General features: G+C 72.1%; 12 protein-coding genes. 10 read left to right on the forward strand and 2 right to left on the reverse strand.

Annotated features, from left to right (window positions below; all coding sequences use genetic code 11):
* Positions 1–8: 8 nt before the first annotated feature.
* From D7I47_RS08325 to D7I47_RS08335, 3 genes are read left to right on the forward strand one after another with little or no spacing between them, the layout of a single operon-like run.
* Positions 9–1544, forward strand: a complete 1536-nt coding sequence (locus tag D7I47_RS08325) for a D-alanyl-D-alanine carboxypeptidase/D-alanyl-D-alanine-endopeptidase (RefSeq protein WP_227000540.1) — start codon at positions 9–11, stop codon at positions 1542–1544.
* A gap of 15 nt (positions 1545–1559) precedes the next feature.
* Positions 1560–2144, forward strand: coding sequence for an isochorismatase family protein (locus D7I47_RS08330; protein ID WP_120762606.1), 585 nt, complete (start codon positions 1560–1562; stop codon positions 2142–2144).
* Between the two features lie 7 nt (positions 2145–2151).
* Entirely contained in the window at positions 2152–3612 is a 1461-nt protein-coding gene (locus tag D7I47_RS08335) for an NAD-dependent succinate-semialdehyde dehydrogenase (protein ID WP_120762607.1), read from the forward strand.
* 593 nt (positions 3613–4205) lie between these two features.
* Here the strand turns inward: D7I47_RS08335 and D7I47_RS08340 are convergent.
* On the reverse strand, positions 4206–6050 hold the full coding sequence (locus D7I47_RS08340) for an ABC transporter ATP-binding protein (RefSeq protein ID WP_120762608.1): 1845 nt from the start codon (positions 6048–6050) through the stop codon (positions 4206–4208).
* A gap of 119 nt (positions 6051–6169) precedes the next feature.
* Here D7I47_RS08340 and D7I47_RS08345 point away from each other — a divergent pair, with 119 nt between their 5' ends.
* From D7I47_RS08345 to D7I47_RS08355, 3 genes are read left to right on the forward strand one after another with little or no spacing between them, the layout of a single operon-like run.
* A complete protein-coding gene (locus D7I47_RS08345) occupies positions 6170–7090 on the forward strand; it encodes an ABC transporter ATP-binding protein (RefSeq protein WP_120762609.1) in 921 nt (306 codons plus the stop codon).
* Positions 7091–7098: 8 nt separating this feature from the next.
* Positions 7099–7932, forward strand: a complete 834-nt coding sequence (locus D7I47_RS08350; protein ID WP_227000542.1) for an ABC transporter permease — start codon at positions 7099–7101, stop codon at positions 7930–7932.
* On the forward strand, positions 7929–8750 hold the full coding sequence (locus D7I47_RS08355) for an ABC transporter permease (RefSeq protein WP_120762611.1): 822 nt from the start codon (positions 7929–7931) through the stop codon (positions 8748–8750). The genes D7I47_RS08350 and D7I47_RS08355 overlap by 4 nt, the downstream gene beginning before the upstream one ends.
* 2 nt (positions 8751–8752) lie before the next feature.
* Here the strand turns inward: D7I47_RS08355 and D7I47_RS08360 are convergent, their stop codons facing one another.
* Positions 8753–9886 (reverse strand): serine hydrolase domain-containing protein, encoded by a 1134-nt coding sequence (locus D7I47_RS08360; protein ID WP_120762612.1) that lies wholly within the window; start codon positions 9884–9886, stop codon positions 8753–8755.
* A 143-nt stretch (positions 9887–10029) separates the two neighbouring features.
* Between D7I47_RS08360 and D7I47_RS08365 the strand changes: the two genes are divergently transcribed.
* Genes D7I47_RS08365 through D7I47_RS15055 form a run of 4 tightly spaced genes read left to right on the forward strand, consistent with a single transcriptional unit; the run spans position 10030 to position 13074 of the window.
* Positions 10030–10794 (forward strand): SDR family oxidoreductase, encoded by a 765-nt coding sequence (locus tag D7I47_RS08365; RefSeq protein WP_120762613.1) that lies wholly within the window; start codon positions 10030–10032, stop codon positions 10792–10794.
* Positions 10791–11369, forward strand: a complete 579-nt coding sequence (locus D7I47_RS08370) for a TetR/AcrR family transcriptional regulator (protein WP_120762614.1) — start codon at positions 10791–10793, stop codon at positions 11367–11369. Before D7I47_RS08365 ends, D7I47_RS08370 begins: the two co-directional genes overlap by 4 nt.
* Positions 11366–12349: an NADPH:quinone oxidoreductase family protein gene (locus D7I47_RS15050; RefSeq protein WP_120762615.1), complete on the forward strand. Its 984-nt coding sequence runs from the start codon at positions 11366–11368 to the stop codon at positions 12347–12349. Before D7I47_RS08370 ends, D7I47_RS15050 begins: the two co-directional genes overlap by 4 nt.
* Positions 12346–13074: an SDR family NAD(P)-dependent oxidoreductase gene (locus D7I47_RS15055; protein WP_227000544.1), complete on the forward strand. Its 729-nt coding sequence runs from the start codon at positions 12346–12348 to the stop codon at positions 13072–13074. The genes D7I47_RS15050 and D7I47_RS15055 overlap by 4 nt, the downstream gene beginning before the upstream one ends.
* Positions 13075–13135: the final 61 nt, after the last annotated feature.

Below are 13135 nucleotides of genomic sequence, written 5' to 3' on the forward strand. Positions count from 1 at the left end.
ATGATCCGGTGACCGACGAGCAACCGACCTCGCGCCGCGCTGCCCGGGCGTCGGCCGAGGCCGCCGCCGCGCCCGCCGGGGCGGAGGCCGCAGCGCCCGCCGCGAAGAAGAGCGGCGGCATCGGCGCCCTGCTGCGCAAGCACCCCACCGCATGGATCGTGTCGGCCGGGGCGGTCGTCTTCCTGCTGCTCGGCACCGGATCCGTCTTCGCGGGCGTCGCGTGGGCGTCCCGCGACACCGACGAGCCCGTCAGCACCCCGAGTCCCAGCATCACCACCCCCGACCCGCGTCCCGTCTCGACGCTGCCCGCCACCGCGAGCCGCCTGCGCACCTGCTCGATCGCCGGGGCCGCCGCCGACGGCCGCCTCGCCACCCTCTACGGCACCGTCATCCGCGCCGACACGGGTGAGGTGCTCTTCGACCGCAACGGCAGCACGCCCGCCCCGCCGGCATCCGTGCTCAAGGTGCTCACCGCGGCCGCCGCGATCTCGGTGCTCGGCCCCGACTTCCGCATCACGACGAGCGTCTACGAGGGCTCGAGCCCCGGCACGATCGTGCTCGTCGGACGCGGTGACACGACCCTCTCCCGGCTGCCGGTCGGCCAGGAGAGCGTCTACGCGGGCGCACCCAAGCTGCAGACCCTCGCCGAGGGCGTCATCGCGCAGTACAGCGCGCGGCATCCGGATGTGCCGATCACCAACGTCGTGCTCGACTCGAGCTACTGGAGCTCGGGCGACGCGTGGGAGCCCACCTGGCGCGAGGATCAGCGCACCGAGGGGTACCAGGCCCCCGCGACCGCCCTGCAGGTCGACGGCGACCGCGACAACCCGCGGGCGGCGGTGAGCCCGCGCTCCACCGACCCGGTCGGTCGGGCGGGCAACGCCTTCCTCGACGCGCTGCGCGCCGCCGACACGAGCGGCACGGTCGTCGATCCGGCCGTCGCCACCTCGCTCGGCACGGCGGTCGGCACCGATGTGCTCGCCGAGGTGCAGTCGCAGCCGCTGCGCACCCTGCTGCCGCAGATGCTGCTGCCGAGCGACAACATGCTCGGCGAGATGCTCGCCCGCATCACCTCGAAGCAGAGCGGCGGCAACGGATCCGCCGCCTCGCTGCAGGGCACCATCACGAGCCAGCTCACCCGCTGGGGGGTGCCCGCGACGGGCATCGTCATCAAGGACGGCTCGGGCCTGTCCCCGCAGAACGCGGTGCCGACGAACGCGCTCACGATCCTGTTGCGTTCGGTACGCGACGGTGTCGACGGTCTCGACGCCGTGCGCGACGGCCTGCCGGTCGCCGGCAAGTCGGGCACCATCTCGAGCCGCTTCACGGGCGACAACGCGGTCGCGCGCGGCAACGTGTTCGCGAAGTCCGGCATGATCCGGGGCTCGTATACCCTCGCCGGCATCATCAACTCCGCCGACGGCACCCCGCTCGTGTTCTCGTTCTTCGCGGCCCGCGACGGGGTCGAGAGCGGCGCGCGGGCGGCGCTCGACACGCTCACGACGGCCGCGTTCCGCTGCGGCGACAACCTCTCCAACAACTGACGCTCCGGAGGACTGATGGCGCGCGCACTGCTCGTGATCGATGTGCAGAACGACTTCACCGAGGGCGGCGCGCTCGGGGTCGATGGTGGGGCCGCCGTCGCCGAGGGGATCACCGAGTACCTGCGCGCGCATCCGGACCGCTACGACGTCGTCATCGCCTCCCGTGACTGGCACCACGGCGACGACGACAACGGCGGGCACTTCGCCACCGACGGCGCACCCGACTACGTGACGAGCTGGCCGCGGCACTGCGTGGGCGGCACGCCGGGCGCCGAGTACCACCCGGCGCTCGACACCTCGCTCATCGACGTGCACGTCAGGAAGGGGCAGGGCGTTCCCGCCTACTCGATCTTCGAGGGCACGACGGATGACGGGGTCGCGTTCCCCGAGGAGCTCGACCGACTCGGCGTCACCCAGGTCGACGTCGTCGGCATCGCGACCGACTACTGCGTGCGCGCCTCCGCGCTCGACGCGCTCGACGCGGGGCGCGCCGTGACGGTGCTCGACGACCTCGTCGCGGCGGTCAACCCCGTCACCGGCGCCGAGGCGCTCGTCGAGGTGGAGGATGCCGGCGGCGCCGTGCACCCGGCCGCGGGATGATGGACGCATGATCTCGGAGAGCGCGCTGCTGGCGAAGGTGCCGACGCAGCTGTACATCGGCGGACAGTGGGTCGACGGGGCCGCGGGGGGCACCATCCCCGTGCACGACCCCGCGACGGGCGACACGATCGCGACGATCGCCGACGCGACGCCGGAGGACGGCATCCGCGCCCTGGACGCGGCGGTCGAGGCCGCGGCCGCGTGGGCGGCGACCCCCGCCCGGGTGCGCGGCGAGCTGCTGCGCGCCGCGTGGGAGCTGCTCACCGAGCGCGCCGACGAGTTCGCGCTGCTCATGACGCTCGAGATGGGCAAGCCCTTCGCCGAGGCGAAAGGCGAGGTCGCCTACGGCGGCGAGTTCCTGCGCTGGTTCGCGGAGGAGGCGCCCCGCATCCAGGGCCGCTACGGCCCGAACCCGGAGGGCACCGGGCGGATGATCGTCACCCAGCGTCCCGTCGGGCCGTGCTTCTTCATCACGCCGTGGAACTTCCCGCTCGCGATGGCGACCCGCAAGATCGCGCCCGCGCTCGCCGCCGGTTGCACCGTCGTCATCAAGCCCGCCACCCTCACGCCGCTCACGACCCTCGCCTTCGCGCAGCTGCTCGAGGAGGTGGGGGTGCCGGCGGGCGTCGTCAACGTCATCACCACCTCCACCTCGAACGCCGTGTCGGAGCCCATCATCCGCGACCCGCGGCTGCGGAAGCTCTCGTTCACCGGCTCGACGCCGGTCGGGGTGAAGCTGCTCGAGCAGGCGGCGCAGGGGGTGTTGCGCACCTCCATGGAGCTCGGCGGCAACGCGCCGTTCATCGTCTTCGAGGACGCCGACCTCGACCGCGCGGTGGACGCGGCGATGCTCGCCAAGTTCCGCAACATCGGCGAGGCGTGCACGGCGGCCAACCGCTTCCTCGTGCACGCGGATGTCGCGGACGAGTTCACGCGCCGGGTCACCGAGCGCGTCGCCGCCATGAAGGTGGGGCGCGGCACCGAGGAGGGCGTGACCATCGGCCCCCTCATCGACGGCAAGGCGGTCGCGAAGGCATCCGAGCTCGTCGCGGATGCGGTCTCCCGCGGTGCGCGGGTCGAGACCGGCGGCGAGGCGGTCGACGGGCCCGGCACCTTCTACCGGCCGACCGTCGTCTCGGGCATCGCCGCGGGGTCCGACATCCTGCGCGAGGAGATCTTCGGACCGGTGCTCGCGATCTCGACCTTCACCGACGAGGCGGACGCCGTGCGCCGCGCCAACGACACCGAGTACGGGCTCGTCTCCTACGTGTTCACGCGCGACCTCGCACGCGGCCAGCGCATGATCGACCAGCTCGAGACCGGCATGATGGGCCTCAACGTCGGCGTCGTCTCGAACGCCGCGGCCCCCTTCGGCGGCGTCAAGCAGTCGGGCCTCGGTCGCGAGGGCGGTGCCGAGGGCATCCACGAGTACCTCGACACGAAGTACACCCTCACCCCCCTCAGCTGACTCTGGCGGCGGGAGCCCCCGCACCATCCGCGGGAGCCCCGCACCGTCGGCGGGAGAAGCACCCGGCCCGGGCGGTAAACCGTGCATGCGGCGGGAGAAGTTGCCCCCGCCGAGTGCAGGTTCCTCCGCCCGGGCGCAACCCAGATCGGTGCGGAGCGATGCTGGCCCGGGACGGAGCCGGCCGGATGGACGGATCGGCCTGCGCAACGCCCGCGCCCACGACGCCCTCGCGCTGCGCAGCGGGCGGCGTTGCCGCGGTGCGGCGGGAGCAACATCTCCCGCCGCACCCGCTTGACTCCGCCCAGTGCCCAGTGCCCAGTGCCCAGTGCCCAGTGCCCAGTGCCCAGTGCCCAGTGCCCAGTGCCCAGTGCCCAGTGCCCAGTGCCCAGTGCCCAGTGCCCGCATCCTGCTCTTCTGGGCGGGGTAGTTGCTACGCGGCGGGAGCAACTTCTCCCGCCGCATGCACGGTTTGCCGCCCGGGCCGGAGGGGGCTCCCGCCGCTGGTGCGGTTGCTCCCACCACTGGAGGGCGCGGGAGCGGTTGGCGGCGGCAGGGGCAGGGGCAGGGGCAGCGGCAGGGCCGCAGCGACCCCGCTACACGAGGAGTTGGTGCTTCGCGAGGTCGCGGTAGAGGGGCACGGTGGCGACGAGCTCGGAGTGGGTGCCGACGCCCACGACGCGACCGTGGTCGAGCACGACGATGGCATCCGAGTCGACGACGGTCGACAGCCGGTGGGCGATGATGAGCAGCGTGCGGTCGGCCGCGACCGCGTCGATCGCCTCGCGCAGCAGCTGCTCGTTGACCCCGTCGAGGGATGCCGTCGCCTCGTCGAGCAGCAGGATGGGCGCCGCCGCGAGCAGTGCGCGGGCGATCGCGAGCCGCTGACGCTCGCCGCCGGAGAGCATGACGCCGTCCTCCCCGACCGCGGCATCCAGCCCCGCCGGGTCGCGGTCGAGCACCTCGCCCAGGTTCACCGAGCGCAGCACCTGGGCGCACTGCGCGTCGGTGGCGTCCGGGGTGCCGAGGGTCAGGTTGTCGCGGATCGTGCCGGCGAGCACGGGCGCGTCCTGTTCGACGTAGCCGATGCGGGCGCGCAGCTCCTCGCGCGGCAGGGCGCGCACATCCATCCCGTCGACGCGCACGACGCCCGCGGTCGGGTCGTAGAAGCGCTCGATGAGGGCCAGGATGGTCGACTTGCCCGCCCCGGACGGTCCGACGAGCGCCACCCGCGAGCCGCGCGGCACGGCGAACGACACCCCGTGCAGCACCTCGCGGTCGTCCGGCGGCTCGTCGCCGACGGTCTCGGCGATGACCTTCTCGCGCTCCGTCTTGTGTGCCGCCTCGGGGTAGGCGAAGCGCACCTCCTCGAACCGGATCGCGTCATCCGTCTCGATCGCGGGCGCCGCGGCGACGGAGGCGTCGCCCTCGTCCTCCGAGGGGATGCGCATGATCTCCTGGATGCGCCCGAGCGCCCCGAGCGCCTGGTTGACCGAGGTGACCGCGCCGAACGCCTGCCCGAGCGGCATGATCATGAGGAACAGGAACAGGATGAACGCCACGAGGTTCGCGATCGTGATCGCGCCCGACGCGACCCGGTAGCCGCCGAGGCCGAGCACCACGAGGAACGACACGTTCATCGCGATCGACGCGACCGGCACGACGAGCGCCGACACCTTCGCGACGCGGATGCCGGCCCCCCACGCCGCCTTCGCCTCGCGCTCGATCGCGACCGACTCGCGCTCGGTCGCGTTCGCCGCGCGCACCGTGCGGATGGCGGCGATCGCCCGCTGCACGCCCGCGGCGACATCGCCCACCTTCTCCTGCTGCTCCCGGCTCGCCACCCGGATGCGGCCCGAGAGCCCGCCGACGACGGCGATCGCGACGGCGATCACGAGCACGGTCGCCCCGAGCAGCAGCGGGTCGATGATCGCCATGCCGACGATCGCGCCGACGAACACGACGGCGCCGCCCAGCGCATCCACGAGCCCCTGCGTGAGCACGGCGTAGAGCAGCGTGGTGTCGCTGCCGACGCGCGAGACGAGGTCGCCCGTGCGGCGGGTGTCGAACTCGCGGATCGGCAGCCGCAGCAGGCGCCGGATGAGGGCGCGGCGCGAGGAGTAGACGACGCTCGTGCCGGCGCGCTGCAGCAGGTAGTGCTGCACGGCGGTGACGATGCCGTTGCCGATGACGAGGGCGACGAGCAGCCAGGCGAGGGCGCCGAGCGCCCCGCCCGACTCGACGAGCGAGATCACCTGGCTCACGAGCGCCGGCTGGGCCAGCGAGAGCCCGGCCGACACGAGGCTCAGCACGATCGCGAGGGCGAGGAGCCCCCTGTGCTCGGTGAGGTACGGCAGCAGTTCGCGGAACGAGGCGCGCGGGCCGGTGTCGGGGGTGCGGCGGAAGGGATTGCGGCGCGCGGGGGCGTCGGGGGAACTCACCCCCTCACGCTACCCGCGTCGAGGCGTCGCTTCCGGTCGCCTGGGCGCGCACTCGGGCGACGGAAGGCGACGCCTCGGAACCTAGGCCGTGTCGGCGGACCGTCCTAGGCTCGTCTCTTGTGACCGTGATCGCCGCCTCCGAGCTCGTCAAGCGCTACGGCGAGGTCGCGGCGGTCGACGGGGTGAGCTTCGAGGTCGCGGCCGGCGAGTCGTTCGGCCTGCTCGGCCCGAACGGGGCGGGCAAGTCGACCACCATGCGGATGGTGGGCGCCGTCTCGACCCGCACCTCCGGCGAGTTGACGGTGCTGGGGCTCGACCCGGACGAGTACGGCCCCGAGATCCGCTCGCGCCTGGGCGTCGTCCCGCAGCAGGACAACCTCGACAACGAGCTGCGGGTGCGCGAGAACCTCCTCGTCTACGGCCGCTACTTCGGCCTCCCGCGCCGCGCGATCGCCGAGCGCGCCGACGAGCTGCTGGAGTTCGCTCAGCTGACCGACCGCGCGAAGGCGAAGGTCGACGAGCTCTCGGGCGGCATGAAGCGCCGCCTCACGATCGCGCGCGCCCTCATCAACGAGCCCCGCATCCTGCTGCTCGACGAGCCGACGACGGGCCTCGACCCGCAGGCGCGGCACATCCTGTGGGATCGCCTGTTCCGCCTCAAGGAGCAGGGCACGACGCTGCTGCTCACGACCCACTACATGGACGAGGCTGAGCAGCTCTGCGACCGCCTCGTCGTGGTCGACCACGGCCGCATCATGGCCGAGGGCAGCCCCGCCGAGCTCATCCGCCGGTACTCGACGCGCGAGGTGCTCGAGGTGCGGTTCGGTTCGGAGCAGAACGCGGGCGCCGCCGAGAGGCTCGCGGGGCTCGGCGACCGGCTCGAGGTGCTGCCCGACCGGCTGCTCGTCTACGCGGACGACGGCGAGGCGGCGCTCGTCGAGTTGACCGCGCGCGGCCTGCAGCCGCTCACGAGCCTCGTGCGGCGTTCGAGCCTCGAAGACGTCTTCCTGCGTCTCACGGGAAGGTCGCTCATCGAATGACGGATGCCGTGGGCACCGCATCGCTCACCGCCGAGGCCCGCGCCGCGGCGGTCGCCTCGCGGCGCTTCGGCGCCTGGTTCGTGGCCGAGCACCACCTCCGCGTCTGGCGCCGCTACCTCGGGGTCAGCGTCGCGACCGCGGTGGGCACGCCGTTCATGTATCTGCTCGCGTTCGGCATCGGCCTGGGCGTGCTGGTGAACGCCAACACCGGCCCGGCGGGCGTCGACGGGGTGTCCTACCTCGTGTTCATCGCCCCCGCCCTCATCGCCACCTCCGCCGTCATGATCGCCTCCGACGAGTTCAGCTACCCCGTCATGCAGGGTCTCAAGTGGAACAGGGTCTACTTCGGCATGCACGCGGCGCCCCTCTCCGCGCGGCAGGTGGTCGACGGGCTCATGATCTTCGCCTCGATCCGGATCGCCGCGACGACGCTCGTCTACTTCCTCGTGATGGCGGCGTTCGGCGGGGTGCCCGCCGCGACGGGTGTGCTCACGGTGCCGGTCGCCGTGCTCAGCGGCATCGCGCTCGGCGCCCCGCTGTTCGCCTACTCGGCCTCGCTGCGGGAGGACCGCGGCCAGTTCGCGGTCATGCAGCGGGTGCTCGTGCTGCCGCTCACCCTGTTCAGCGGCACCCTGTTCCCGCTCGACCAGCTGCCCGCGTTCCTGCAGCCGATCGGCTGGCTCTCGCCGCTCTGGCACGGTGCGGAGCTCGGCCGCGTGGTCGGCTACGGTGCCGACCGTCCGGGCTGGCTCATCGCCGTGCACCTCGTGTTCCTCGTCGTGCTCGCGGTCGCTGGCTGGCGGCTCGCGGTGCGGGTGATGCGGGGGAGGCTCGACACGTGAGCGCCGTCACGGAGCAGCGGCTGCTGCGGCGTGGCGGGGTGCGTGCCCTCTACGCCGGCAACGCGCGCGCGGTGGTCGGCCGCGGTCTCGTGGCGACGCGGTCGAGCAACTGGGTGGTCATGGCATCCGGATTCTTCGAGCCGGTCTTCTATCTGCTCTCGCTCGGCGTGGGGCTGGGCGCGCTCATCGGCACCGTCACGGATGCCACGGGTCGCGAGATCCCGTACGCCGCGTTCATCGCGCCGGCGCTGCTCGCGGTGGCGGCCATGAACGGCGCGATCTACGACTCCACCTGGAACGTCTTCTTCAAGATGAACTTCGGCAAGCTCTACGAGGGCATGCTCGCGACGAGCCTCGGCCCGCTCGACATCGCCCTCGGCGAGATCCTGCTGGCGCTGTTCCGCGGGGCGGTCTACGGCGTGGGGTTCCAGATCGTCATGCAGCTCATGGGGCTGAACCTCTCGTGGTGGGCGCTGCTCGCGGTGCCGGCCGTCTGTCTCATCGCCTTCGGTTTCGCGGCGGTCGGGATGGGGGTGACGAGCTACTTCACGACCTTCCAGCAGATGGAGTGGATCATGTTCGTGCTCACCCCGATGTTCATGCTGTCGGCGACGTTCTTCCCGATCACGATCTACCCGGAGCCGGTGCAGTGGTTCGTGATGGCGCTGCCGCTCTGGCACGGGGTGGAGCTGATCCGCGGGCTCACGACGGGCGTCGTGGGGCCGGAGCTGCTGGTGCACGTCGCGTACTACGCCGTCATGATCGTGGTGGGGCTGTTCTTCACCACCCGTCGGCTGCGGGCGCTGTTCCTCGACTGAGTTCAGGCGAGGGCGGCGTAGAGGGCGGCGGCGTAGGCGTTCGAGCGCTCCGAGCCGATGATGCCCTCCGACATCCGGTTCATGACGTAGCTGAAGGTGACACCGCGCTCCACGTCGTTCAGGATGAGCGAGCCGCCCCATCCGCCCCAGAACGCGACGCGCGAGCCGCCCGGCAGGTACGGGGTGACGGCGGGATGCGGCAGCGCGTAGCCGATGCCGAAACGCAGCGGCTGGAACAGCACGAGGTCGATGCCGTCGGACTGCTGCTCGAAGACCCGCTCGATGGTCGCGGGGGAGAGGTAGCGGCGGCCGTCCTGCTCGCCGCCGTGGGTGAGCAGCGACTGGATGCGGCCGAGCGAGCGGGCGTTGCCGTGGCCGTTCGCACCGCCGAGCTCGGCGGTGCGCCAGGCGTCGGTCCAGGTGACGGTGGCGTCGAGGTACGGGTTGCCGAGGGTGCGCAGGGCGGGGGCGTCGGGCGGCAGCTGCGAGAAGTCGAGCTGGGTGGGCGGCGGTGGGACCACGTTCGCGATGCGGGCGAAGTCGGCGGGGTCGAGGCCGATCGCGTAGTCGGCGCCGAGCGGCTCCGCGAGCTCCTCGCGCACGAAGGTGCCGAGAGTGCGGCCGTCGATGCGGCGCACGAGCTCGCCGAGCAGGTGCCCGTAATCGAGCAGGTGGTAGCCGGATGCGGTGCCGGCCGGCCACCAGGGGGCCTGGGCGGCGAGGGCGGCGGCGGCCCCCTCGGTGTCGTAGAGGAACTCGGCGGTCACCGGGTCGGCCCAGCCGGGCACGCCGGAGGTGTGCGAGAGCAGGTGCTTCACGAGCACACCCTCCTTGCTGGCGGCCGCGAACTCGGGCCAGTAGCGGGCGACCGGTGCGTCGAGGTCAATGTCGCCGCGGTCGACGAGCAGCAGCACGGCGAGGGCGGTGACGGTCTTGGTGCACGACCAGGTGTTGGTGATGGTGTCGCGCTCCCAGGGGCGGGTGCGAGCCTCGTCGGCCCAGCCTCCCCAGAGGTCGACCACGAGCTCGCCGTGCTCGTAGACGGCGAGTGAGGCGCCGAGCTCCTCGTGCTCGAGCCGGCGGGCGAACTCCTCGCGGAGGCCGGTGTAGCGGTCGGCGGCGGTGCCTTCGAGCATGGGAGCGTCTCCTTCGACGTCGGGTGGACGCAGCATACCGCGTGGTCGGTTTTGGCTGTCAAGAGTTGCATCCCGCCCGCTGATGGGTAACATACCGAGCAGTCGGTTTTGTGGCCGACGGCGACGGAGCCCCGGGAGGACGCATGCGACGGTTCGACGGCGAGCTCGCCCTCATCACCGCGGCGAGCCGCGGCATCGGCTACGCCATCGCCGAACGCCTCGTCGCCGAAGGGGCCCGCGTCGTCATCACCGCGCGGCACGAGGAGCCGCTCCGCGAGTCGGCCGAACGCCTCGGCGACGACGCCCACTGGGTGGCCGGCCGCGCCGACGACCCCGAACACCGCGCCGCCGTGTACGCCCGCATCCGCGAACTCGGCGGCCTCGACCTGCTCGTCAACAACGTCGGCATCAACCCCGTCTACGGTCCCGCCCTCGACATCGACGCCACAGCCGCCCGCAAGATCCTCGACGTCAACGTCATCGGCGCGCTCGAATGGACCCGCGACGCCGTCGCCGCGGGGCTGCGCGAACGCCGTGGTGCGATCGTCAACATCGCCTCCATCGCCGGCATCGGCACGAGCCCCGGCATCGCCTTCTACGGCATCTCCAAGGCGGCGCTCATCTCGCTCACCACCCAGCTCGCCTACGAACTGGCCCCCGACATCCGCGTCAACGCCGTCGCGCCCTCGATCGTCAAGACCGACTTCGCGAAGGCTCTCTACGACGGACGCGAGGCGGAGGTCGCCGCCCAGTTCCCGCTCGGCCGACTCGGCACCCCCGCCGAAGTCGCCGGACCCGTCGCCTTCCTGCTCTCCGACGACGCCGCCTGGATCACCGGCCGGACTATCGTGATCGACGGCGGGGGATCGCTCCGCCCGATCGGACAGTCGGCAGGAGCAACCCGATGAAGGACTTCAACGTGCGCGACCAGGTGGCCCGGGCCGCCGTGGAACTGTTCGCCGAGAAAGGCTACGCGAACACCTCCGTGCAGGAGGTCGTCGAACGCGCGGGCGTCACCAAGGGCGCCATGTACCACTACTACCGCTCCAAGGACGACCTTCTGTTCGGCATCTACGAGCGGATGCTGACCCTGCAGCGCGAACACCTCGACGAGATCATCGCGCGGGGCCTGCCCACCGCCGAGACCCTGCGCGCGGCGTGCGTCGACGTCGTCGAGACCTCCATCGACGCACTGCCCGAAGGCACCGTGTTCTTCCGCTCCGTGCACATGCTCTCGCCCGAACGGCAGGCCGAGGTGACCCGCCGCCGCCGCGAGTACAACGACGCCTTCGCCGCGCTCGTGACCCGTGGGCAGGCCGACGGGCTCTACCGCGACGACATCCCGACGGCGCTGCTCGTCGCCAACTTCTTCTCCGACATCCACTACCTGTCCAACTGGTACAAGCCCACCGGTGCCGAGACCAAGACGCAGGTGGCGGAGCAGATCACCGACCTCTTCCTGAAAGGCATACGAGCGACATGACATCGAGGGCATGGCAGGCCACCGCATACGGCGAGCCGGGGGAGGTGCTCGAGCTCGTCGAGCGGGAACTCCCGGAACCCGGACCCGGCGAGGTGCGCATCCGCACCACTGCCATCGCCCTCAACTTCCCCGATGTGCTGCTGTGCCGCGGGCAGTACCAGGTACGGCCCGAGCCGCCCTTCGTGCCCGGCGTCGAATGCTGTGGCGTCGTCACCGCCGTGGGTGCGGGGGTGGATGCCGTGGCCGTCGGCGACCGCGTCGTCGGCTCGCTCATCGGCGTGCTCGCCGAGGAGGCCGTGCTGCCCGCCGGCTCCGTGTTCCCCGCCCCGCCCGCGCTCACGGACGCCGAGGCCGCCGCGCTCACCGTCGGCTACCAGACGGCGTGGGTGGGCCTGAATCGACGTGCCGCCCTGCAGGCGGGCGAGACCGTGCTCGTGACCGCAGCATCCGGGGGCGTCGGCTCGGCCGCCGTGCAGCTCGCCGCCGCCGCGGGCGCGCGGGTGATCGCGGTGGTCGGCTCGGCCGCGAAGGGCGAGCTCGCCCGACGTCTCGGGGCGGACGTCGTCATCGACCGCTCGAGCGACGACATCGTCGAGCGCGTCAAAGCCGAAACCGGCGGCCGCGGCGTCGAGGTGGTGTTCGACCCGGTCGGCGGCGACACCTACGCGGCCGCGCAGAAGGCGATCGCCTTCGAGGGGCGGCTGCTCGTCGTCGGCTTCGCCGGCGGCGACATCCAGCAGATCCCCGCCAACATCGTGCTCGTGAAGAACTTCAGCGTCGTCGGCGTGCACTGGGGGCTGTACATGAGCAAGAACCCCGCCGTCACCCGCGAAGCGCACGCCGCGCTCACCGAGCTGGCGGCATCCGGGGTCGTGAGGCCGGAGGTGACCGAGGTGCCGTTCGCCGAGGTGCCCGAAGCGCTCGACCGGCTCGCCGCGGGCGTCACCGTCGGCCGCCTCGTCGCGGTGGTCGAGCCGTGAGCGCGCTCCACGGCAAGGTCGCCCTCGTGACCGGCGCCGGCCGGGGCATCGGCGCCGCCATCGCCCGAGCCCTCGTGCGCGACGGCGCCGCCGTCGTGCTGAGCGACGTGCTCGACGCCGACGGCGAGGCGCTCGCCGCGGAGCTCGGACAGCACTTCCTGCACCTCGACGTCACCGACTCCGCCGCGTGGACGGCCGTCGTCGCCGACGTCGTCGAACGGCACGGGCGCCTCGACGTGCTCGTCAACAACGCCGGCATCGCCACCACGGCATCCGTCGCCAAGCAGGAGCTCGAGGAGTGGAACCGGGTGCTCGAGGTGAACCTCACCGGCACTTTCCTCGGCATCCAGGCGGCCGCCCGCGTCATGCGCCCGCGCGGCAGCGGCTCGATCGTGAACCTGTCGTCCGTCGACGGTCTGCGCGGCAACGCCGCCCTGCACGCCTACACGGCCAGCAAGTTCGGCGTCACGGGCATCACCAAGTCCACCGGCATCGAACTCGGGCGGCACGGCATCCGCGTCAACTCCGTGCACCCGGGGCTCATCGCCACCGAGATGACCTCGCACCTCGACCCCGAATCGTTCTCCATCCCGCTCGGGGTCGCGGGCAGCCCGGATGAGGTGGCGGAGCTCGTGGCGTTCCTCGCCTCCGACGCCTCCCGCTACTCGACGGCCTCCGAGTTCGTCGTCGACGGCGGCATCACGGCCTGCCTCCCGCACCGGTAGGCGTCACCCCTTCCCGCTGGTTGAGGCCCCACTGGTCCACGCCTGCACGGGTTTGGATACG

It is taken from the genome of Protaetiibacter intestinalis (assembly GCF_003627075.1).
In the GTDB taxonomy this organism is placed as follows: domain Bacteria; phylum Actinomycetota; class Actinomycetes; order Actinomycetales; family Microbacteriaceae; genus Homoserinibacter; species Homoserinibacter intestinalis.